Consider the following 22702-nt stretch of genomic DNA (forward strand, 5'->3'; position numbering starts at 1 on the left):
TCTGTAGTTAATGCAGATCTCTTATTTATGAAAGGAGAAAGAAGAGTGAACACAAATTCAGCTGTTCTTGTAGAACACAATCTTCCTTGTAAGCTCAGAGATGGGACGATTCTTTATTCAAATATTTACCGTCCGGCTGCAGAAGGACAATATCCAGTCCTTCTTTCGAGAACCCCTTACAACAAAGATCTTCCTGAATTTTCTCATCGTTATGTTGATCCTTTTCGTTTAGTCAGAGGAGGTTTTGTGGTGGTTATTCAAGATGTGCGTGGCCGTTTTGCCTCTGAAGGGAAATTCAATCCTTTTGTGCAAGAACGCAAGGATGGATATGACAGCGTGGAGTGGGCAGGAGCATTGCCTTACTGCAATGGAAATGTTGCTATGTTTGGCTTGTCCTATTATGGATATACCCAAATCTATGCAGCAGTCGAGCAGCCGCCTTCCCTTAAGGCTATTGCCCCGGCAATGACAGGCAGTCATTTGGAAAACGGACTCCTCTTTCGTGGGGGAGCCTTTGAACTTGCCCTGTTTGAAACATGGTTTCTGGATTCCATTGCTCCTGACATCATTGACCGCTCGGAGGGAAAGAACGGTGGATATAACCAGGTAAGGGAAGCAGTGAATTCACTAAATAAATGGTACAAATACAAGCCCGTACATTTATGGCCGCCAGCCACAGCAACTAAGGAGCTGCATGACTTTTTTAACACATTTATTCAGCCGGAGGAAGATTGGCTCAACTTATCATCTGTAACTGAAAAACTATCAGAGCTTGAGATTCCGGCGTTTCATATTGGCGGATGGTATGATTGTTTTTTAGGCTCTACGATCGAAAATTTTGAAAAAATGGCGCAATCGAATAAAATGCAAAAATTAATGATTGGACCGTGGGGCCATGGAGATTTTAATCCCCTTATCGGCGATCGTTTTTTTGGTACACACAGCAGTGGAAATTCCATTCGGCACCAGCAGGATTTGACCGATTTGCACCTTCATTGGTTTAATGATGTATTTAATAAACCAGCCGCTGCCATTCCTCCTGTGCAAATCTTTGTAATGGGAGTAGACCAATGGAGAACCGAAAGAGAATGGCCGATTAAACGGACGGTTTATACTCCTTATTATTTACATCAACAGGGACAGTTACGAACAGACTTCCCTAGTATAAATGAAGCAAGTGAAAAATTCTGTTATGATCCTGAACAGCCTGTTCCTACAACTGGCGGAGCGACGCTCTTCTACCAAGGAATAAACAGTGGACCCTGTAATCAAAATGGCATTGCAGCTCGCCCAGATGTCTTAACGTTTACGACTCCTGTCTTACAAAGGGATGTGGAAATCACAGGTCCTTTGAAAGCAGTCCTATGGGTAAGTTCCAATCGAAAGGCTACTGATTTTACGGCGGCACTAATCGATGTATTTCCCGATGGAACCTCTTATAATCTGGCGGATGGAATCATTCGACTCGATCCTATGGAAGAAAACACACCGAAACAAATAGAGATTGATCTATGGTCTACAAGTAATGTATTTTTTAAAGGCCATGCTATCAGACTGCACATTTCATCCAGCAATTTTCCTCGCTATGATTGCAACCCTAACACCGGTTCTTCTATGGTTGAAAGTGTAAAGTCAATAAAAGCTATGCAAACCATCTATTATGGAAAACAATATCCTTCTTACATTCTTCTACCTGTAATGCCTGAGCCAGAAGAAGACTAAAAGCACAAGGGCTTTACGTAAAGCCCTTGTGCTTTTCTTTAGTTTCCCTGTTTCCAAGCGGGAAGCATTTTCTTCAGTGGTTTATCCTGACGATAGCCGAGTACATATTCGGCTTGCATGATCGTATGAATTTCCCTCGTCCCTTCATAAATGACCGGTGCTTTAGAATTTCTTAAATAACGTTCCACAGGGTACTCATTGGAATATCCATAAGCACCGTGAATCTGCACGGCATCGTCTGCAGCCTGATTAGCAAAATCGCACGCCTGCCATTTTGCTAACGACGTTTCTCTAGTATTGCGCACCCCTTTATTTTTCAGCTCTCCCGCCTGATAGACGAGGAACCTGCTCATCTTGAGGCCAGCATCCATTTTGGCAACCATTTGCTGGACGAGCTGATGCCTGCCGATTTCTTTTCCAAAGGTTGTCCGGTCGTGGCAGTACTTGACGCTTGCTTCTAAGCAGGCCATGATCTGGCCACAGGCGCCTGCAGCGACAGTAAATCTGCCATTGTCCAAAGCGGACATAGCAATCTTGAAGCCATCTCCTTCTTCACCTACCAGGTTGTCCTTGGGAACCTTTACTTGATCAAAAAATAATTCTCCCGTATTGCCGGCTCGAATACCCAGCTTGCCTTTAGTAGCTTTTGAAGAGAAGCCCTGCATCGTTCTCTCCACGATAAATGCAGAAATGCCATGATGCTTTTTACTTTTATCTGTATAAGCGAAGACGAGGAAATGATCAGCTGTGTCACATAAAGAAATCCACGTTTTCTGACCATTTAGTATATAATCGTCTCCGTCACGTACAGCTGTCGATTGTAACGAAGCCACATCAGAGCCTGCCCCCGGTTCCGTTAAACCGAAAGCTCCAATTTTCAATCCTTCTGCCTGGGGAACTAAATACTTCTGTTTCTGTTGTTCACTGCCCCACTGCAGAAGGGTCATGCTGTTCAGCCCGGTATGGACAGAAACCGCCGTACGAAAAGCTGTATCACCTCGTTCGAGTTCCTCACATACGATGGCCAAGGAATTATAGTCCATGCCGCTTCCACCATACTTTTCTGGAATACATACACCCATATAGCCTAATTGAGCCAGTTTTTTGACAACGTCTATATTAAAAAAACCTTTAGCATCCCATTCTCCAATAAAGGGCATGATCTCCTTGTCTACAAAATCTCTTACCGTTTTACGAAGCATCACTTGCTCGTCACTAAAATCAAAATTCATTCCACCACTCCTTAAATCGTATTAGACTTCCTGAATTCCTCAATTTTCATTGAATCGTAGCCCAATGAGGAAAGGATTTCTTCTGTATGTTCACCTGGCTCTGGCGGATGGCGGTACGTCTCAATTGAAGTTCTGGAGAGCTTAAGCGGACTGCCGATCACTCGAATTTGTCCTGCTTTAGGATGTTCGAGAGAAACAAACATGCGCCTTTGTTTTAACTGGGCGTCAGCTTCAAGATCCTTCAGCGTCTGAATCGGGCCGAAGGGAATGCCCGACCCTTGACATTTTTCCTTCCAATAGTCCGTTGATTCCTGAGAGAAGGCCCCCTGCAGTATTGCTGAAAGCTCTGTACGATGTTTTACTCGATCAGGATTTGTAGTGAACCGGGGATCATTTGGCAGGTCTTTACGATTAATGAGTTGGCATAAAAAAGTAAACTGCTGGTCATTGCCAACAGCGATCACCATCTCCCCATCCTTCGATTCGAATGTCTGATACGGAACGATATTTGCATGGTGATTGCCTAAACGGGAGGGGAGGGCACCCGACATTAAGTAATTACTGCCTATATTCACTAATGTACTCACCGCCGAATCATATAAAGACAAATCGAGCTTCTGGCCTAATCCTGATTGATTTCGCTCGATTAAAGCAGACTGGATCCCTATGCAGGCGTAAAGACCGGTGATGACATCGGTTATCGCCACCCCAAGCTTCTGCGGCCCTGATTCTTCCGTTCCTGTAATACTCATTAAACCGCTCATCGCTTGAATGATAAAATCATAGCCCGGCAAGTGGCTGAACGGCCCCGTCTCACCAAACCCGGTAATGGAGCAATAAATAAGTCCGGGGTTTCCTTCACTCAGTGTTTCATAGCTGAGTCCAAGCCGTTCCATCGTACCTGTCTTAAAATTATGAAGGACGACATCGCTGTTAGAAGCAAGATTTTTGATTATTGATTTCCCGTGCTCTGTTTTTAAATTGACGGTCAGGCTTTTTTTATTTCGATTTGCACAAAGGTAATAGGCACTGATGCCTTCCTGGAAAGGAGGCCCCCATTTCCTTGTGTCGTCACTCCCTCCAGGAGCTTCTACTTTGATGACTTCTGCACCAAGATCCCCGAGGATCATAGAACAGTATGGTCCGGCAAGAACTCTTGATAAATCAAGCACTTTTATGCCCTTTAGAGTTGATGACAGGGGTATCACTTCCTTTTTAACTAAATGAAAAACCAGCAGAACCCATACTAAGTATGAATCCCACTGGCTTAAAATAATGGTGAAATAAATGAGAAATCTTAGGAGGGCAAAGGATTTGTCCCTATTAAGCTTGGAATAGCAGTCTGTACACTCCAGTTTATTCCTTGGCCTCTAATAATATGAACATTTTACATAGATAAAAGATAAATAGCCTATCATGAAACGAATTTTCGAGTAATAGGATAGACCATGGGACAAACCTTAAGAAGTGCATATTAATAGGAAATGTCCGAGCCTTTAAGACGTGATCGTTCATTTCCTAATGATTGGGAGGTCAATGGATGACCTATTGTTCTAAAAAAGTAAGCAGTTTACCTCCTTATCTGTTTTCAATCTTCCAGCAAAAAAAAGCAGCTTTACAAAAGAAAGGGGTCGACGTCATTGATTTAGGAATCGGTGCGCCGGACCTGCCAACCCCTTCCTTCATCATAGATCGGTTAACAGAGGAAGCAAGGAAGCCTGAAAACCACAAGTACTCTCCTTATGGAGGCTGCAAGGAGTTTCGTGAAGCAGTGGCTGATTTTTACCTGCGTCACTATCACGTAGAGTTGGATCCAGAAACAGAAGTGCTTACACTTATTGGGTCGAAAGAGGGGATTGCTCACCTCATTCAAGCAGTTCTTAATCCCGGAGATGGAGTGCTCACACCGGACCCGGGCTATCCCGTCTATCAATCGGCCATTCACTTATCCCACGGAAAGATGATCCGCATGCCGCTTGATGGAGCTAACGGATATGTGCCCAAGTTTAATGAAATCGCACCGAAAGACTTGCACGTGTCAAAACTGCTGCTATTAAACTATCCAAGTAATCCCACTGGAGCTACTGTGGAGATTGATACGTTTAGAAAAGCGATCGCATTTGCAGCAGCAAACGAACTCTGTGTAGCTCACGATGCCGCTTATGATCTCGTTACGTTTGACAATTATAAGGCTCCAAGCATCTTGGAAATTCCGGAGGCAAAAAAAAGAGCCGTGGAGTTTGGTTCACTGTCAAAAAGCTTCAATATGACAGGCTGGCGGCTCGGTTACGTAGTCGGAAATAAAGAATTAATCAAGGCGTTGTCGATCGTGAAAAGCAATACAGACACTTCCCAGTTTCTCGCTATTCAAAAAGCAGGGGCAGCGGCTTTAAGCAGTGATCTAACTACGGTGGAAGCTAATAATGCAGTATATCAGCAGCGGGCTTTGACGATGCTCCACGCCCTCAAATCAATAGGAATCGAAGCTGACAAACCCAGGGGAACTTTTTTTCTCTGGGCAAAGGTTCCCAAAGGTTTCACCTCCCAATCCTTTGCGGAAGAAATTCTTGAAAAAGCTGGGGTGATTCTTACCCCGGGTTCAGCGTTCGGCAAGGGGGAGAAGGTTATATCCGCATTTCGTTAAGCGTTCCTACCAGGCGCTTGCACGAGGCGGCTGCAAGAATCAAAGGTTTGAAGACAGGAGGGAGTCCATGAGTACAGGTTCTCTCTATTTATCTGGCGCCAAAGCCTTAGTGGAGTGTTTAAAACTGGAGAAAATCTCTCATGTATTTTGTGTCCCTGGAGAAAGCTATCTTCCAGTAATGGATGCCATTTATGATGAACCAAGTATTCAGCTCATTTCTTCAAGGCACGAGGGTGGTGCTTCTTTTATGGCGGAGGGTTATGCAAAAGCCGCCCGGCTCCCAGGTGTAGTGATGGCGACTAGAGGCGTGGGCGCCTCTAATCTGGCGATCGGTGTCCATACGGCATTTCAGGATTCTACTCCGATGGTTGTTTTTTTAGGACAAGTTCATAGTGCTTTCAGAGGAAGAGAAGGGTTCCAGGAAGTAGAGCTTGACCGATTTTTCAGTCACCTTGCCAAGTGGACGGTGGAAATCCATGACGTAGAAAGAATTCCAGAATTGGTCCAGCGTGCTTTTCGCACGGCAATAACCGGCAGGCCCGGTCCAGTAGTTGTTTCCCTGCCGGAAGATGTCCTGGCTAAGCGAGCCATTATGCACTTTAGTGAACCCCTGCAACGGCCGTCTCCTAAGCCTTGCACTCAGGAAATAAAGGCCATGGAAGCTCTGCTGCGCACGGCTAAGCGGCCGCTGATTATTGCCGGAGGCGGGATTAAGCATTCCCAAGGAGAAGAAGAACTTCTCCAATTTTCAAGCAAGTTCCAAATACCGGTGATGGCTGCTTTCAGAAGGCATGATGTGTTTCCAAATCATCATCCTCTTTACTGCGGACACCTTGGTTTAGGTGTAAGCGCAAAGGTACTAAGTTTGGTTCAATCCGCCGACACGATCATCGCGATTGGTACCAGGCTTTCTGAGGTAACCACTCAGGATTATTCCATTATTACGAAGGATAAGAAACTCGTTCACATTGACATTGATCATGCTGTGGTTGGCAAAGTATTTGCCCCTGATCTTGGAATTGTTGCTGATGCGGCGGAAGCGTTAAGAGCTTTGAATGGTCTTCTTTTTACGCCAAAGTGGAGCGATTGGAGAACCGAGTGCAGGAAAGCTTATGAGGACTCGATTGCCGAACCGGACGGAGACAGACCGCTGAATCATCAGATTATTTCTATTTTAAACAAATCCCTGCCTGCCCGGAGTATTCTTACTAACGATGCTGGAAATTTTGCAGGCTGGCTTCACACGTATTACCAATTTAACGAAAAGAATTCTTATATCGGACCGACTTCCGGGGCGATGGGTTACGGAATGCCCGCCGCCTTAGGAGCGAAGTTAGCACGACCGGAAGCTACAGTCATCTCTCTGTCGGGGGACGGTGGATTTATGATGACGATTCAGGAAATGGAAACGGCGGTCCGTTACAACATCCCTGTTATCAGTCTGATCTTTAATAACTCCATGTATGGAACGATTCGAATGCATCAGGAGATCCACTTTCCAAATAAACCGATTGGTACAGATTTAGGCCTTGTTCCATTTGCTAAGATCGCAGAAAATTTTGGAGCGACCGGTTACCTGGTTAAAAACAGTGAGGAGTTTGAGCAGGCGCTTTCAAAAGCACTTCTCAACCACAAGCCCGCTGTCATCGAAGTAGAGTGTGACCCAGAACAGATCTCTGTATCCTCTACCATCAAGCAGATTAGAAACCGCGTTCCAAAGAATTAACTGGTTTAAAGCTTTTTTAAAAGGAGGAAACCTTGTGACTCAAAAGCTGATTCAAGTAGAAAAACTGCAAAATTTTATTAACGGAAAGTGGTATGAGCCTTCCAATCGACTGCATACAGCTGTAACCAATCCAGCCACGATGGAAACCTTGGTTCAAGTCCCATTATCCGGGTTAGAAGATGTTAAAGCAGCAGCGGAAGCCGCAAAAAAAGCGCAAAAAAACTGGGCGCTGGTGCCGGCACCGCAGCGGGCAGAAGTGTTGTTTCGTGTGGGAATGCTGATGAAGGAAAGGAAGGAAACACTTTCCCAGCTGCTTACAATGGAAAATGGCAAGGTAATTGAAGAAGCCCGCGGAGAAGTTCAGGAAGGAATCGATATGGCCTTCTATATGGCAGGGGAAGGGCGGAGGTTGTTCGGGCAGACGACTCCTTCAGAACTAAAGGATAAATTCGCCATGAGTGTCCGTTCACCAGTTGGTGTTGTCGGCATTATTACTCCTTGGAACTTCCCGATCGCCATTGCAACATGGAAATCATTCCCCGCGATCGTTGCAGGAAATGCTGTCGTTTGGAAGCCTGCAACAGAAACGCCGATTATGGCGTATGAATTAGCCAAAATATTTGAAGAAGCTGGACTTCCTGAAGGGGTCATTAACGTCGTTTTCGGTTCAGGATCTACAGTAGGCGAAGCGATGATTGATCAAGAAATAATTCGAGTCATTTCGTTTACAGGTTCTAACTCTGTTGGACGGAATATTGCTTCTAAATGCGGCGAAAGACTGAAAAAAGTTTCCTTGGAAATGGGTGGAAAGAACGCGGTCATCGTGATGGACGATGCCGATCTTTCCTTAGCGGTGGAAGGAATTTTGTGGAGTGCTTACGGTACAAGCGGACAGCGTTGTACGGCCTGCAGCCGCGTAATGGTCCATAAAGACGTCAAAGAAGAATTAGAAGAACGTCTTCAAAAAGAAATCGCCAAGCTGACGATTGGAAACGGACTTGATGCATCCGTAAAAGTCGGACCGATCATTAATCAGGGAGGTCTCGAAAAAATAAAGCAATACATGAAAATCGGCAAAGAAGAAGGTGCCACATTGCTGACAGGAGGGTTTACCTTAGAGGAAGGTGAACATGCAAGCGGCCATTATTTCGCACCCACCCTATTTACTGACGTCGCTCCAAGTATGCGGATTGCAAAGGAGGAGATTTTTGGCCCTGTCGTTTCTCTCATCCCTGTCGAAAGCCTGGAAGAGGCCATTGAAATTAACAACAGTGTGGAATACGGGTTATCAAGCTCTATTTTCACGCGTGACGTCAATAAAGTGTTCACAGCACAACGTGACCTTGATACAGGGATTGTCTACATTAACGCAGGTACGACAGGCGCAGAGATCCATCTGCCTTTTGGCGGGACAAAAGGAACAGGGAACGGCCACCGGGACTCAGGCTTAGCCGCCTTGGATGTTTTTACTGAGTGGAAATCCGTGTACGTTGACTTCAGTGGAAAGCTTCAGCGGGCCCAAATCGATGTAGAATAACGAGTTTTAGTAACTATATAGAAAAGGGAGCGGGGACAATGAAAGTAGCGGTCTTAGGATCAGGCTTAATGGGAAAAGAAGCAGCTCGGGATCTCGTCCAAAATCCTGAAGTGACAAGTGTTGGTCTTGCGGATATAGACGTGATTAGAGCTCAGGCAGTCTGCCAGCTGCTTCATTCTTCAAAAATCAAGGCTTACAAAATCGATGCCGGAAATCCTGATGAATTAAAGGCATTTATGAAAGATTACGATGTCGTCATCAACGCACTATTCTATTCATTTAACGAAGCCGTGGCCGCAGCAGCCATAGAAGCCGGCGTTCATTCGGTGGATCTGGGTGGTCATATTGGTCACGTTACCGATCATGTGCTTGATATGTATCCACAGGCAGCGAATGCGGGGGTCACCCTTATTCCTGACCTTGGTGTTGCGCCAGGAATGATTAATATTTTATCAGGGTACGGAGCAAGTAAATTAGATGAAGTCCAATCCATCCGCCTTTTTGTAGGGGGATACCGGTCCAGCCTGAACCTCCATTAGAATACAACCATGTTTTTTCAATGGAAGGTCTGCTAGATCATTATACCGATTCTTCCACAATCATTCGTGATGGGAAACTTGTCGACATTCCTTCACTCTCAGAATTAGAACAACTGCATTTTGAACGGTTCGGACCGCTAGAAGCCTTCCACACGTCAGGTGGAACTTCGACATTATTGAAGTCCTTTCCTCATGTTCATACATTGGAATATAAAACAATCCGCTACCGGGGTCATGCAGAAAAAATGAAACTTCTCGTTGATTTAAAATTAACTCACAGCGATTTTGAAGTGAACGTAAACGGTATGAAAATAAAGCCGCGTGAAGTGCTGCTGAAAACTCTCGACCCTATCGTTGACTTAAAAGACAAAGACGATGTCGTTTTACTTCGGGTGTGTGTCGGTGGATTAAAAGCTGGGAAAGAAACGGCATTTCAATATGAAATGGTAACCTTTAAAGATCGAGTGAATAAAGTGACCGCCATGGCAAGGGCAACAGCTAATACCATTTCCGTTGTCGCGCAGATGATCGGGAGAAAAACGATTACGAAAGCAGGAGTCCTGCCCCCTGAACAAATTGTACCTGGTGATATTTATATTGAAGAAATGGCTAAACGAGGCGTTATTATTACAGAAAAACAAGTCTAAACAACTAATTAAAAGGAGCTGAGCGATCAGCTCCTTATTTATTAGAAGTAGACATACATAAAGAGCTTGGAGAGCACTTCACCTACAATGCTCCCCAAGCCTCAATCCTACTTAAATATTTCCGAAAAACTTTTCTGCCTTTTCCAAATAAGGTTCTTCTTCAGGAGTTAATTCATATTCTTCCACAATTGCATCCACCGGGCATACAGAAACGCATGCACCGCAATCGATACATATATCCGGATTGATAAAAAACTGTTCAGGGCCTTCCTCTATACAATCAACGGGGCAGACCGTAACACACTCTCCAGCTTTTTCTGATTCACATGGACTTGTAATTACAAATGCCATCATCGATCCTCCGTTTCAAAAGTTATTCACAGGACACTTCTTGTGTCGTGTACTTTTTATTGAATCAAATCATGCCGTAAAGTTCAAATCCGCTTAAACGGCAGGCGGTCCAAATTTTCCATTTTTAAAATCCTGGTAAGCTTGTTTTATCTCCTCCATGGAGTTCATGACAAACGGGCCGTACGGGATAATCTTTTCCTGAATTGGTTCACCGGAATAAACAAGCAGTTTCGTGCGACGATGGTGTGATTTAATTGCTAAGTCACTTGGATTTTCTTTATTGCCCTCTTTATTGAAACTTAACAAACCAGTCCCGTGCTTTTTCATCGTCACTTGATTTTTACCGATGGCCGCTTCACCAGAGAGAACGTAGACGAACGCATTATGAGTTTCTGGCAGCTTGTGAACGTATTCGGCGTCTTTTTCTAAAGTGATTTCACTAATCGTAAGCGGGACAATTGAATTCAAAGGCCCTTTTACTCCAGCTAAGCTTCCGGCAAACACCTTGACACGTCCTCCATTTATTTCGACAACAGGGGCCTGTTCTGCGTAAACGTTCTGATAAATTGTATCCGTGTTTCGTTTATTCTGTGGGAGATTCACCCACAATTGAAGGGTGTGGGCAATGTCATCTTCTACACCGTCTTCCGCATGACGTGCAGCCCAGCCTGCATTCATATACTGCATATCCCCAGGCTCTAAAATATCCCTTCCTCCGCTATTATCAATATGTTCTAACCGGCCGTCCATCACGTAGGTGACCGTTTGAAAACCACGGTGCGGGTGGTCAGGAAAAGTTCCTTTTTTAAACCAGTCTTCAGCCATTAATATAAATGGATCAAATTCTTCAAAACGATCCGCAGGGAGGACCCATCCTTTCTGAATAGCAGGAAAATTCATTTCCTCGTATTTCACATACCAATGATCGGCAACTTCTCTCTCCAACCTTTCGTCGGTTTGATTTTGTTTCATCTGCATTCACTCCTTGTCCGTTTCGGGTCAGTTTACCCGTCAAATTTTTCAATGTTCCTATTGATTTTCGTTAACAGCCGGTTCAATTCGTCAAGCTCTTCCTTGGAAAAATCGCTGCACACTTTTGCATTAAAATCTTCCGCTTCCGGAAGTATTTGATGTTTCAATTTCCGACCCTCAGCAGTTAGAGATAATTGCAAGGAACGCTTGTCATCAGAGGAGGGGATTCGATCTATGAACCCTTTCTTCTCAAGACTCACGGCCATTCGTGCCACGTTGGTTTTATCTTTATTTAGCTTGTGGGCAAGCTGGTTCTGAGTTAACCCATTGGTTTCCCAGAGCAGCATCATAATCAAATTCTGCTCAGGGGCCAGGTTATAATCTACAAGCTTTGTTTTAATAAAACTAGTTAACCTTAAATCTGTTTGGTGGATTTTGATACTTATATAATCTTGAAACGATAGACTCAACTTCATCCCCTCACCACAAATAGTTGCTATACCTACTAATTATATTTGCTAAAATAAACAGAGGCAAATAAATAGAACTGGAGGATCGCAAATGTCGGAAATGATTATTCACACCACTGTATTTCCATACAAAAACAAAGGAGGCAATCCGTGTCCTGTTGTTTTAAATGCAGACGACTTAACTGCAGAAGCCATGCAGGCAATGACGAAGGAATTTCAGCATGAAACTGCATTTGTCCTTCGTGCCAGTCGCTCAGATTGTGATGTAAAACTCAAGTTTTTCGTTCCTCTTCATGAAATGGAAATGTGCGTCCATGCTACGATTGCCAGCATCACTGTACTTTTAAAGGAAGGTTTTTTCACATCTTCTTCCGTTTTTGTTGAAACGGCGGCAGGACGAGTCCATGTAGAGTGGAAAAATCACCAGGGCGAAATCGTCGTGAGTGTAGATCAGTTTTCTCCTCAGTTCAGCGATGAAACCCCCTCAAGAGAAAGGGTAGCAGAGGCTTTATCGATTGAGTCAAGTGATATTAGTGAGTGTCCTGTTCAATCGGTTTCCACTTCTCGATTCAAATTAATAGTCCCGCTAAAATCCGTGGATCTGCTGCACCAGCTGGAACCAGACTTTAAGGACTTGTGGGAAATTTGTGAGACGTATAATACGACAGGGGTTTACGTCTTTGCATTAGAAGACAATCACGTGCAGGCAAGACAATTTCCTAATAAAGCAGGTTACATTGAAGATCCAGCGACTGGAGTAGCTGCTTCCGCTTTAGGCGTCTACTTAACAGAACACGAAATTTTCCCTCCTATACAAGAAGGCTGGAATACGCATACCGTATATCAGGGGGAGGCCATGGGTAGAAAAAGTTTGATTACAGCAGAGACTTACATTAAAGATAAGCAAATCGTTCATAACCGGATTACCGGAAAAGCCGTCCTCCATTAAGTCAAGCTGTTGTTGAATCAATATGCAGTTGCGTTCGAGGAAAAAAATTGAAATAATTAGAAATAGAGATATTAATAATAAAAAAATATGTGAGACACCTAAATGAACAGCTATGGAGGGAGGGAAGAATGAAGTATGAACGGAATGTATGGAGGTTATATAGATATTGGACTCCTGATAATACTCATAGCAGCGGCTGCTATTCTTTGGATTGAACTGCCTGCTTTCATCGTTAGAAAATGTGTCGGAGCTCCTAAAAAGAAGTGGTTTTCGTACAATCACGTCAATAATCTTCACAAAAATTGGGAATGGATGATCCGTATAATTTTCCTCATAACGTTTCTCTTCGTTGGGCTTATTTTTCAAAATGCAGCTTATTTATCTTTTTCTTTTGTTCTCTTTTTTATTTGTTTACAAATCATTCAAACGGCAGCTGAATGGAAATACCGGCCTGAGGACCGTTATTACCTCGTTTCGTTAAGCCGTGTAATTACGATATTTGTCCTCACAATAGCACTTGGTTTTACGACCTTTTAATAGTTATTAGAACTTATGAAGAAAGAAGGAATGTGAATGGACAGAAAGTATAATAATGACATGATTGGCGAGATTTTAGAGCAGTCAGGGGAGAAGGATAACTATTCAGGACCAGGGAAAGGAAAACCATTACCAAAGGATTACACAAGCAAAGATGTGTATCAAAACTTTCAAAAAGCCGCAAAAAATGCAGGTTATCTGCCAGGATGGATCAAGCTGCAAAAAGAAATTTCCGCTCTAGTGCAATCCTGCCAAACTGAAAGTGACCTCGTAATTATTAACGAAAAAATCAAACAGCACAACAAAATCTGTCCGGTTCAAATGCAAAAAAACAAGATAAGCTTCGACAACTTAGCTAAAGCAAAAGAAGTTTGGTAATTCGTTTGTGATCTCAAATTCTTACGTCGACGTCCTTCGCTGACAATCAGGACTATAAAGTTGATTTTCATCACTGCTTTAACGTTCGTGAATAAAGGTACTGGGTCAATTAACTCCATGAGACTTTTCCTTCACGGCAAGCAACCAAGCTCCGTTCATAACTAAAATAAAAACGGCACTTCCTCACCATTGGAAGCGCCGTTTTTATTATTATCTACTCCATTCAAACTGTGTAGAATAAAGACTTGCATAGATGCCGTTGTTTTCAAGCAGGGAATGGTGCGTCCCTTGTTCCGCTATTCCATCCTTAGTCAAGACAACAATTCGTTCGGCGTGCTGAATCGTCGAAAGTCGGTGTGCAATTACTAAAGTAGTTCTCCCTTGAGCAAGCTTGTTTAAAGACTCTTTTATAATCCGTTCACTTTCATTATCGAGTGCACTGGTAGCTTCATCAAAAATAATGACAGGAGGATTTTTTAAAAAAACCCTTGCGATACTTAAACGCTGTTTCTGACCGCCTGAGAGACGAACACCTCTTTGACCGATTTCCGAGTGATAGCCATCGGGCAGATCCATAATAAACTCATGGGCATGGGCCTGCCTGGCAGCAGCAAGGATTTCTTCATCGGTCGCTTCAGGATTGCCGTATCGAATATTTTCCATTACCGTCCCGGAGAATAAATAAACGTCCTGTTGGACTAGACCGATACTCTTTCTTAAACTTAGCAGATCAATATCACGTACATCTGAGGTGTCCAGAAGCACTTCACCTTTACTCACGTCATAAAAGCGTGGGAGGAGAGAGCAAAGAGTTGTTTTGCCGGCTCCGGAAGGACCTACAAAAGCAACGAATTCTCCAGGAGAAATCTGAAGAGAAAGGTTTTCCAATACATGATCCAGGTGGTCTTCGTAACGAAAAGATACGTTACGGAATTCGATCCCGCCAGCAACAGGATGGAGCTTACGGGAGCTTGGGAGATTATCGATTCCAGGTTTCACGTTGATAATTTCCATAAACCGCTGAAAGCCTGTGATTCCTTCCTGAAACTGGGTTGTCATATGTGTCATTCGCTGAATCGGCTCGATCATAAAACCGATGTATAGTAAAAAAGTAATTAAGTCTGGCAAATCAAGCGACTCGTGAACAATAGCCGCACTGCCAAAAACAATCACTGTAATGGTAATCAGCTGAATAAACGTTTCCACACCATTGTACAGATAAGCTTCTGCTTTATAAATCCGCTTTCTGCTCTCCAAAAAGCGGTTGTTTTCTTTATTAAATTTTTCGATTTCAACCTGCTCATTGCCAAATGACTTGACGACCCGGATCCCTGCGAGACTGTCTTCGACCTGGGCATTGACGTCTGCCATACGTGCTTTACTGGTTCGATAGGCTTTGTTCAGTATTTTATTAAAGAGTACCAAAAAGCCTCCAAGAAGAGGGAGAAAGCAGAAAACGGCAATGGTCAACGGAGCGTTAATAAACAATAAAATGAAAAATGCTCCCATGAAACGAATGAGGTATTTCACATAATCTTCAGGCCCGTGATGGTATAACTCAGACAGCAGCAATAAATCCGTGGTAATCCGGCTCATCAACTGACCGGTTTTTTCCTTATCGAAAAATTGAAAAGAAAGTTTCTGTATGTGGCTGAAAAGCTCCAAGCGTAAATCACTTTCCATACGGGCTCCCACTTCATGCCCTTTATAGTCGACAATATAATTGCCCGCATTTTGAATAACAGCTAATAGAAGCATGAACCCGCCAATTCCATAAACTTCATTCAGAACTATGGAGGAGTTTCCTTCAAGAACGTTCTTCGTGATGTAACGAACAAGCAAAGGAAAAGCGAGTGTTGCCGCTGAGGCGATTAAAGCACAGGTTAATACTAAAAGGTAAACCCTTAAATAAGGTTTGTAATAGGATAGAAATTTTTTAATTGGAAAATCCATGGTTAACCCCTTTATTGTGTTAGTCCGTTGACACATATAAGGGAGTTCACTTCTTATTTAGAAATACTGTGCCCCCTTATACGTTTGCTTTATTTGCTTAGTCATGGTTTTCATGTAAACGCCTCCTCGAATATGAATACCCATATTGTAACCGATTTCTATCAAGGTGTGTATTGAATTTTCAAAAATTTAACTTCTTTACAAAAAGAGTGAGAACCATAGCCGGAGGGTATAATTGTAAAAAGAAATCTGCATTCCACACGAAAGGAGCAAGCCATGAGAGAGTTCTTCCGTTTACTAAAAGAAGGGAATAAACCCGCGTTACTTGCTGCCATTATGAATGCTGCTATCGCATTAATCAAAGCCATCGCCTATTTTATAACAGGGAATGTCGCCATGTTTGCAGAACTTATGCACAGTCTTGGCGACACTGCGAACCAGGTCTTCGTCTTTATCGGTTCCGCATTAAGTAAAAAAGCCCCAACCGAACGCTTTCCTGAAGGTTTTGCCAGGCTAGTAAATTTGGTTCTGCTCGGCGCAGTAATTATCGTTGGAATTCTTGCATATGAAACCGTAAAAGAAGGCATTCACCACATTATCGAACCTGCAGAAGCAAAATCATGGTTTTGGCTGAATATCGGAGTCCTAGGGGCAGCTGCTATCCTCGAATCCACCGTATTGTATAAAGCGATGAAGGAGATTGCGGCAGGTATGGAAGGAGAGCATGTAAAAGGATTACAAGTCGTAACCGCAAGCTTTAAAAACATTGGCAACGCTAAACCCGCAACAAAACTTGTCTTTCTTGAGGACTTAGTTGCTACCACCGGGGCTTTAATTGCTATCATCTCAATTGTTATCGGTACTTACACGCCCTTTCATAATGCCGAGGGCTATGCATCCATTATTATTGGATGTATGCTGTTTTACGTAGTCGGACGAATTTTTCTTGATAATGCAGCAGGGGTTTTAGGAGTAGCCGATGAAGAAATGGAAGAAAGCATCGGTAAGCTTGTAATAGAGGACCCGCACGTAAGAGATATACAAAAGCTGATGGTCGTTAAAGAAGGGGAAGAACGTCACGTCGAGCTGAAAGTGGAATTTGATCCGAGCATGTCGATCGCCCGTGCTTCTGAAATCCTTGAAAGAATCGAAAAGAAGATCTTACTTGTAAAAGGAGTTACAGATGTCATTATTGAGTCAGATATTGATGATAACATTCCTCATTGGAAGGCTGGAAACCAACGTAATCAGGAGGAATAATTCATTCCAACAGCTTTCATGTAATAAGATCAGAAAAATAACTGCGCATTGATTGCTTTAATCCATGAATGAGCCCAATCCTATATACGTATTAATAATTAGGTTATTCGTATTTCGACACATCCTAATCGGAAAGGATTGGTAAACTATGGAAAAAGAACCTTCAAAACAGACTCATGAAAAGCCGAACTTTCTCATCTTAATGGTAGACCAGGAAAGATACCCATCCGTCTACGAAAATAATGAACTTAAAAAATGGCGGAAGGAAAATTTGATCGCTCAAGAATTACTGCGTGAAAATGGATTTGAATTTCAAAATCATTATGCAGGTAGTACAGCCTGCTCGCCCAGCCGGACGACTCTTTACACAGGACAGTATCCCTCCCTGCACGGAGTCACGCAGACGAGCGGAGCAGCTAAGAGTGCATTTGATTCTGACATGTTTTGGCTGGACCCAAATAGCGTACCAACCATAGGTAATTATTTTCGAAATGCGGGGTACCGCACTTTTTGGAAAGGGAAATGGCACGCCTCCGATGAAGATATCCTCATCCCAGGCACTAAGAATGCCTATTCAAGCTACACTTCTACCGGAGTCCCTGCACCCAAAAAGGTAGAAACTTATTTAAGTGCTGACCGGTTAAATGCATACGGGTTTTCAGGTTGGGTAGGTCCTGAACCACACGGATCATCTCCAAGAAATTCGGGATCTTCTGCATCTATTGGAATAAACGGAAGAGACGAAATCTATGCTTCCGAAACGATTGAATTACTGCAATCATTGGAGCAGCAGAGCCATCCCTCTCCATGGCTGATCATGTGTTCCTTTGTAAACCCTCATGACATCGCTATCTTTGGTGAATTATCAAAGTTAAGTCCCTTATTTAACTTTCAAATAGACAGTTCCGTTCCAAATATCCCTAAAGCGCCGACGAGTGACGAATCATTATCCACCAAACCCTCTGCCCAGGAGAGTTACCGCCTCACCTATCCAAAGGCTCTGCAGCCTGTTTACGATAATCAATTTTATCGTAAGCTCTATTATTCCTTACAAATGCAGGCAGACCAGGAAATGCTCAAAGTTTATCACGCTTTGAAAAAGTCCCGTTTTTATGAAAATACGATCGTTATTTTTTTATCTGATCACGGAGAATTGCTGGGAGCGCATGGAAAACAGCATCAAAAATGGTATAACATGTATGAAGAATCCGTCCATGTCCCGCTTATCATTCACAGTCCAAAACTTTTCTCAGGTAAGCAAAATACAGAGATGTTAACAAGTCATATTGATGTTTTACCTACAATGCTAGGTTTAGCCGGGATTGATGCTGAAGAAATTCAGGAGCACTTATCTGATAGTCATACTGAAGTTTATCCGCTGGTGGGGAGGGATCTGACCCCATTACTAAAAGGAAAACAAAATTTCTTCAGAGCAAATGAGCCTCTTTATTTTATGACCGATGATGATTTTACAAGAGGACAGAACCAAGTAAGTGCTACAGGAGAACCTTATGAATCAGTAGTGCAGCCGAATCATATTGAAGCAATTATAACCACTCTGACAACGGGAATAAAAGGAGAGAAAGAGATTTGGAAGCTCGCACGATATTACGATAATCCGCAGTTTTGGAGCAATCCAGGATGTTATGACGAGACAGTTACTCAAGAGGACGCTACGAAAGCAGGATATGAAGAAGTATGTTCATTGTGTATTACGAGGACAAAATATAATCCTTTACCTGATCAATATGAATTGTACAATTTATCAAGCGATCCCCTCGAAGAAAAGAATTTAGCAAGCACAAAATATCAAACTCCTGAAACCGAAATTGTCATGAATTTATTAATATCTGCCTTAGAAGAACAGTGCAGACAAAAACGACTGGTACCTTCAAGCGGAGTTGTACAGGGAATGCCTTCCTGCAACTGTTTAAATGAATAAAGACCATTGAAAAGAAACAGAGCGCTGCTCTGTTTCTTTTATTCTATTAGAGTAATTCAATCAATCAAGATGTTAATCTATACGGATTATCTATCTTTACATAAGATAATATACCCTGGCATATAGGAGGTGATATGATTATGAATAATCATCCTTATAATAAAGGCTATCATCCAGATGATAGTAATGAAGTAATTACGTGTAATTGCTGTGTTACCGGGCTGGCTGAGACCATTTTAAAGCGGTTCCGCTGTGGTGATACGATTGGCATCACGTTTTTTGTTGAAGGAGGAGCAGGCATTTTTATCGGCAGATTCAGAGGTCTCGAGGATCATGTCCTGGAAATCGATGATTTACTCGTACCTGGGACAACTAGTTTTGTTCCTTTATGCGATATTGGCAGCATCGAAAAGGGACTCCAGTTTCAGGAACAGCCGATGCAGATTAATAAATAATACAGTATGATATAAAACGAATGGCAGTAGATAAATCATGAATAGATAAGTAATATCCAAGCAAGGAGGCACGTAGTTAATTGCTCCCTTGCTTTTTTCAAATAAATTGATGTTTCAATTCATTCAGCTGCTTTTCATAAGGTTGCAAAGAATATTACTTTGTAAGTGATCCTCAAACAATGTGGAACCTTTTACAATACATTTGGTAAAGTGGATATAGTGAAAAATGATTGTTGATATACCTACAAAACACATAAAGGACTGGTACTTTTGAATATTACTTTTATCCCATTAACTATGCAGCAGGTAGAAGAAATTGCCTCGTGGAACTATGAAGGCTTTGTTGAAAAAGTAATCATGACTCCTTATTTTGAGTCTTTCAATAAAACAGGGCAATTACAGGGACCTGGTGGCTGTGATGGATTTGCAGCAAAAATGGAGCTGCAAACTGTCGGTTTATTTGAGTATACCTTACAAGACAGCACGATGGAAATCGGACTAGCATTAAAACCTGATTTGATTGGTAAAGGGCTTGGTGTCCATTATGTAACTGAAGGAATTGAGTTTGGCATTCAACACTATAACGTTCCGATCACCAATATAAAATTGGTGGTAGATTCAAAAAATGAGGCAGCCATCCGTGTTTATGAAAAAGCTGGATTTAAAAGAGTGGAACAAAAAGAGAATGAGATTGAGATGAGGAAAGCACTATTACCAGCAGATGAAAGCTAAGACCTGCCAAACTAAGAGGTGCACGATTTAATAAAGGAGAGATGATTAAAATAAAAACATCTACGCGTCGAGCAACTCCACAGGATGGAGAAAGAATTTCAGCCATATACAATCAAGGCATTAAAGGAAGAATGGCTACGTTTGAAACAAGACTGCGTACTCCAAAAGAGCAGGAAAGTTGGCTGGAAGAAAATCAGCAACGCCCCGCTGTCGTAAGTATCATCGATGAAACAATCGTTGGTTTTGCATATGCAGGGGAGTACCGATCACGCCCATGCTATAAAGGAGTTGGGGAATTTTCGATTTATATAGATGGTAAATACCGAAAACTGGGAATTGGCAAGGAATTACTCCTTTCATTGATAGAGGAGGCTGAAAAACTCGGGTACTGGAAACTCGTTTCAAGAATATTTGATTTTAATGACGCAAGCAGAAATCTGTGCAAGTCGTGTGGTTTCAGAGAGGTTGGTATTTATCAGAAACATGGAAAATTGGACGGAAGCTGGATTGACTGTGTAATTGTAGAGAAATTAATTACGGAAAACTTAGACTGAAAATATCCAAAGCAAGGATCGTTAATGGCTATTGATTAATGGATAGGGACAAACGAAGGTTAGTGATAAGCAACCCTTATATATGTTTATTCATGATTGGTATTTTTATCATCTCCTGTATTGCCTTAAAATAACTAGTAAGCACTTATTAAGGGGGAGTTCATCTATGGCCATTGATTTCCATGATTCCAACAATAAATATACATATACCAATAGAAAAGTTCCCAGCGAATGGATAGAAGTTTATGGAAAAATCACTTCTGGTAAACACATACAAAAGGCTGTTGACATTGGCTGCGGGGGCGGGGTATATTCACAAGCATTGGTGGAACTAGGCAGCTCAGAAGTTGTCGGAATTGATTTTTCCCGTACAATGCTAGAAGGAGCCAAAGAAAATACGCTCCCGTATAAGAGCAGCATTCAATTTGTTTTAGGTGATGCTTATGCTACAGGATTAACTTCAGATCGTTATGATCTGGTGCTTAAAAGAGCGCTTATTCACCATTTGGACCAATTATCAAATTCAGTAATGGAAGCTAAAAGAATCCTGAAAAATGAAGGAGTATTAATCATTCAGGATCGAACACCCAGTGATTGTTTTCTCAAAGGGAGCAGCACTCATATTAGGGGACATCTCTTTTCATTATTCCCTCGTCTTAAAAGAATTGAAGAAAGACGACGTTATAAGAGCGACGTTGTACGGAGAGCATTGAAGCAAGCAGAACTTAAAAATATTCAAGAAACCAAATTGTGGGAAACAAGAAAGCTGTACAAATCTAAAGATGAATTATTGGAAGAGCTGCGTACAAGAAAAGGCCGTTCGATCTTATTTGAGCTTGACAATCGTGAGCTTGAAAAGCTAATCACTTATATCGATAGTAAAATCGGCAGTACCGAACCAATTATTGAAAAAGACCGCTGGACGATCTGGAGCGCAGAAAAATGAAGAATGGTTAAAGCCTGGTTTCTTCACTGAAATTAAGAAATCAGGCTTTTCTCATTGCATCCATAATCACATACTAAGCGGCTGGCCATCACAGTGTTAAGGGGTGAACAGCTTCCATTTTCCCTCTGAAACAACTTCAACAGCCCTATTGGTCACTTTGATGGCCGTCTGATCGTCAATCGCGTACCCTGGTACTGAGACACCAGCGGCCCACTTTTCTGCATTGGCCAACGTATTCTCCGGTAACATCTCGTGATCTAAGTGAGGAAACAACGCAAAATCCACTAGACCCAGTGATTTATCTCCTCCTGCGGGCGGACGCCAGCCTACGAATTCTTCACCGATATTCGGAGCCATCACCATGCTCCCGGCGCTCATCCCCACATATACGGAATGCAGGGATGGCAAGAGGTCTGCCAGCCCGGATTGCTGCATCCAGTAGTTCAGGTAGAGGGCGTCGCCCCCGGACACCAGAAAAACGTCCGTCTCACGAACAAGAGGTACCCAGCGGTCTTGCTCGATGCTCGGCAGCGCTGTGAGCTCTAAAACGCCGACAGACTTCCAGCCCAGGTCGACCATAGGGTTCTCGGACTTCCCGCTAATGAACTCCCAGGTTTTCACACCTGGACCAACCCAAGGATGTCCGTACATAGCAGTAGGGATACACAGAGCGCTGGATTCGGCGATGGGTTTGTCCAGCATATCAACCAGCGCATTGTGAATAGTCGAGTTATTCACGCCCGCAGAAGTTAACAAGAGTTTCATTCCCACCATCTCCGTGGACTTGGAATCCTCCAAATAATGATCCGGCATATGTTTTCCTCCTTAATCCGAAGTTCAGATCTTTTTCACCTAAACATATAAGATTCCTATGCATGACTTTTGTCCATTCACTCTCTGCCATCCTGAAAGGTTGAACAAAGAAATTACTTCTTCGATGGTTCATTCTCTCCTATATATTTTATCATGTTTTCTTTAAAATGAATCCTTGATAAGGGCAGGATAGAGAAAGACTTGAATTGGAGGCAGTCGAACTTTTGAAACTAAATCGCGACAAACTCGTAATAGTAGCATAGTTTATTTTAGGAGTGGTTGATTAGTATGAGTGAACAAATAAGTAATAGAGTGCCAAGATGGGATTCGGTATCGGTATGAA

At 42.7% G+C, this 22702-nt stretch carries 19 protein-coding genes and 2 pseudogenes; 14 read left to right on the forward strand and 7 right to left on the reverse strand.

The genetic code is table 11. From position 1 onward, the window contains the following. The first annotated feature begins 45 nt into the window (after positions 1-45). Complete coding sequence (locus MUN89_RS13140; protein WP_244708265.1) at positions 46-1722, forward strand: CocE/NonD family hydrolase; 1677 nt, start codon at positions 46-48, stop codon at positions 1720-1722. A gap of 38 nt (positions 1723-1760) precedes the next feature. On the opposite strand, the gene MUN89_RS13145 is transcribed toward MUN89_RS13140, so the two are convergent. Next, positions 1761-2954 carry an acyl-CoA dehydrogenase family protein gene (locus MUN89_RS13145; RefSeq protein ID WP_244708266.1) on the reverse strand — a complete coding sequence of 398 codons (1194 nt, stop codon included), beginning with the start codon at positions 2952-2954 and terminating at the stop codon, positions 1761-1763. 11 nt (positions 2955-2965) lie between these two features. Continuing rightward, complete coding sequence (locus MUN89_RS13150) at positions 2966-4153, reverse strand: CaiB/BaiF CoA transferase family protein (RefSeq protein WP_244713782.1); 1188 nt, start codon at positions 4151-4153, stop codon at positions 2966-2968. Between the two features lie 341 nt (positions 4154-4494). Here MUN89_RS13150 and MUN89_RS13155 point away from each other — a divergent pair. The 4 genes and pseudogenes from MUN89_RS13155 (at position 4495) to MUN89_RS13170 (ending at position 10047) form a co-directional block, all read left to right on the forward strand. Next, positions 4495-5669, forward strand: a pseudogene (locus tag MUN89_RS13155) (aminotransferase class I/II-fold pyridoxal phosphate-dependent enzyme). Continuing rightward, on the forward strand, positions 5666-7324 hold the full coding sequence (locus MUN89_RS13160; RefSeq protein WP_244708267.1) for a thiamine pyrophosphate-dependent enzyme: 1659 nt from the start codon (positions 5666-5668) through the stop codon (positions 7322-7324). Before MUN89_RS13155 ends, MUN89_RS13160 begins: the two are co-directional and overlap by 4 nt. Before the next feature lie 34 nt (positions 7325-7358). Further along, positions 7359-8861, forward strand: coding sequence for an aldehyde dehydrogenase family protein (locus MUN89_RS13165; RefSeq protein WP_244708268.1), 1503 nt, complete (start codon positions 7359-7361; stop codon positions 8859-8861). A 38-nt stretch (positions 8862-8899) separates the two neighbouring features. Further along, a pseudogene (locus tag MUN89_RS13170) lies at positions 8900-10047 on the forward strand (saccharopine dehydrogenase C-terminal domain-containing protein). A 111-nt stretch (positions 10048-10158) separates the two neighbouring features. On the opposite strand, the gene MUN89_RS13175 reads toward MUN89_RS13170, so the two are convergent. From MUN89_RS13175 to MUN89_RS13185, 3 genes are all read right to left on the reverse strand, one after another. Continuing rightward, the gene (locus MUN89_RS13175; protein ID WP_244713784.1) at positions 10159-10398 is read right to left on the reverse strand and encodes a ferredoxin family protein; all 240 of its coding nucleotides are present in this window, start codon (positions 10396-10398) and stop codon (positions 10159-10161) included. 93 nt (positions 10399-10491) lie between these two features. Further along, a complete protein-coding gene (locus MUN89_RS13180; RefSeq protein ID WP_244708269.1) occupies positions 10492-11370 on the reverse strand; it encodes a pirin family protein in 879 nt (292 codons plus the stop codon). Between the two features lie 32 nt (positions 11371-11402). After that, positions 11403-11846 carry a MarR family winged helix-turn-helix transcriptional regulator gene (locus MUN89_RS13185; protein ID WP_318036080.1) on the reverse strand — a complete coding sequence of 148 codons (444 nt, stop codon included), beginning with the start codon at positions 11844-11846 and terminating at the stop codon, positions 11403-11405. A gap of 85 nt (positions 11847-11931) precedes the next feature. Between MUN89_RS13185 and MUN89_RS13190 the strand changes: the two genes are divergently transcribed. The 3 genes from MUN89_RS13190 to MUN89_RS13200 all read left to right on the forward strand — a co-directional run bounded on the left by MUN89_RS13190 (position 11932) and on the right by MUN89_RS13200 (position 13704). After that, positions 11932-12789: a PhzF family phenazine biosynthesis protein gene (locus MUN89_RS13190; RefSeq protein WP_244708271.1), complete on the forward strand. Its 858-nt coding sequence runs from the start codon at positions 11932-11934 to the stop codon at positions 12787-12789. Positions 12790-12924: 135 nt separating this feature from the next. Then, positions 12925-13326, forward strand: coding sequence for a DUF4181 domain-containing protein (locus tag MUN89_RS13195; RefSeq protein ID WP_244708272.1), 402 nt, complete (start codon positions 12925-12927; stop codon positions 13324-13326). Positions 13327-13362: 36 nt separating this feature from the next. Next, positions 13363-13704 carry a DnaJ family domain-containing protein gene (locus MUN89_RS13200; RefSeq protein WP_244708273.1) on the forward strand — a complete coding sequence of 114 codons (342 nt, stop codon included), beginning with the start codon at positions 13363-13365 and terminating at the stop codon, positions 13702-13704. 210 nt (positions 13705-13914) lie between these two features. Here the strand turns inward: MUN89_RS13200 and MUN89_RS13205 are convergent, their stop codons facing one another. After that, positions 13915-15657, reverse strand: coding sequence for an ABC transporter ATP-binding protein (locus MUN89_RS13205; RefSeq protein ID WP_244708274.1), 1743 nt, complete (start codon positions 15655-15657; stop codon positions 13915-13917). A gap of 276 nt (positions 15658-15933) precedes the next feature. Between MUN89_RS13205 and MUN89_RS13210 the strand changes: the two genes are divergently transcribed. The 6 genes from MUN89_RS13210 (at position 15934) to MUN89_RS13235 (ending at position 21546) form a co-directional block, all read left to right on the forward strand. Beyond that, complete coding sequence (locus MUN89_RS13210) at positions 15934-16917, forward strand: cation diffusion facilitator family transporter (RefSeq protein ID WP_244708275.1); 984 nt, start codon at positions 15934-15936, stop codon at positions 16915-16917. Between the two features lie 148 nt (positions 16918-17065). Further along, positions 17066-18859: a sulfatase family protein gene (locus MUN89_RS13215; protein ID WP_244708276.1), complete on the forward strand. Its 1794-nt coding sequence runs from the start codon at positions 17066-17068 to the stop codon at positions 18857-18859. A gap of 140 nt (positions 18860-18999) precedes the next feature. Further along, positions 19000-19314, forward strand: coding sequence for a hypothetical protein (locus MUN89_RS13220; RefSeq protein ID WP_244708277.1), 315 nt, complete (start codon positions 19000-19002; stop codon positions 19312-19314). A gap of 270 nt (positions 19315-19584) precedes the next feature. Further along, complete coding sequence (locus tag MUN89_RS13225; protein ID WP_244708278.1) at positions 19585-20046, forward strand: GNAT family N-acetyltransferase; 462 nt, start codon at positions 19585-19587, stop codon at positions 20044-20046. A 41-nt stretch (positions 20047-20087) separates the two neighbouring features. Then, entirely contained in the window at positions 20088-20600 is a 513-nt protein-coding gene (locus MUN89_RS13230; RefSeq protein ID WP_244708279.1) for an arsinothricin resistance N-acetyltransferase ArsN1 family A, read from the forward strand. A 166-nt stretch (positions 20601-20766) separates the two neighbouring features. Continuing rightward, on the forward strand, positions 20767-21546 hold the full coding sequence (locus tag MUN89_RS13235) for a class I SAM-dependent methyltransferase (protein WP_244708280.1): 780 nt from the start codon (positions 20767-20769) through the stop codon (positions 21544-21546). A 96-nt stretch (positions 21547-21642) separates the two neighbouring features. Here MUN89_RS13235 and MUN89_RS13240 read toward each other — a convergent pair whose 3' ends face one another. Further along, on the reverse strand, positions 21643-22311 hold the full coding sequence (locus MUN89_RS13240; RefSeq protein WP_244713786.1) for a Type 1 glutamine amidotransferase-like domain-containing protein: 669 nt from the start codon (positions 22309-22311) through the stop codon (positions 21643-21645). Between the last annotated feature and the right edge of the window lie 391 nt (positions 22312-22702).

Origin of the sequence: Halobacillus salinarum, from assembly GCF_022919095.1 — a bacterium.
Taxonomy (GTDB): Bacteria; Bacillota; Bacilli; order Bacillales; family Halobacillaceae; genus Halobacillus_B; species Halobacillus_B salinarum.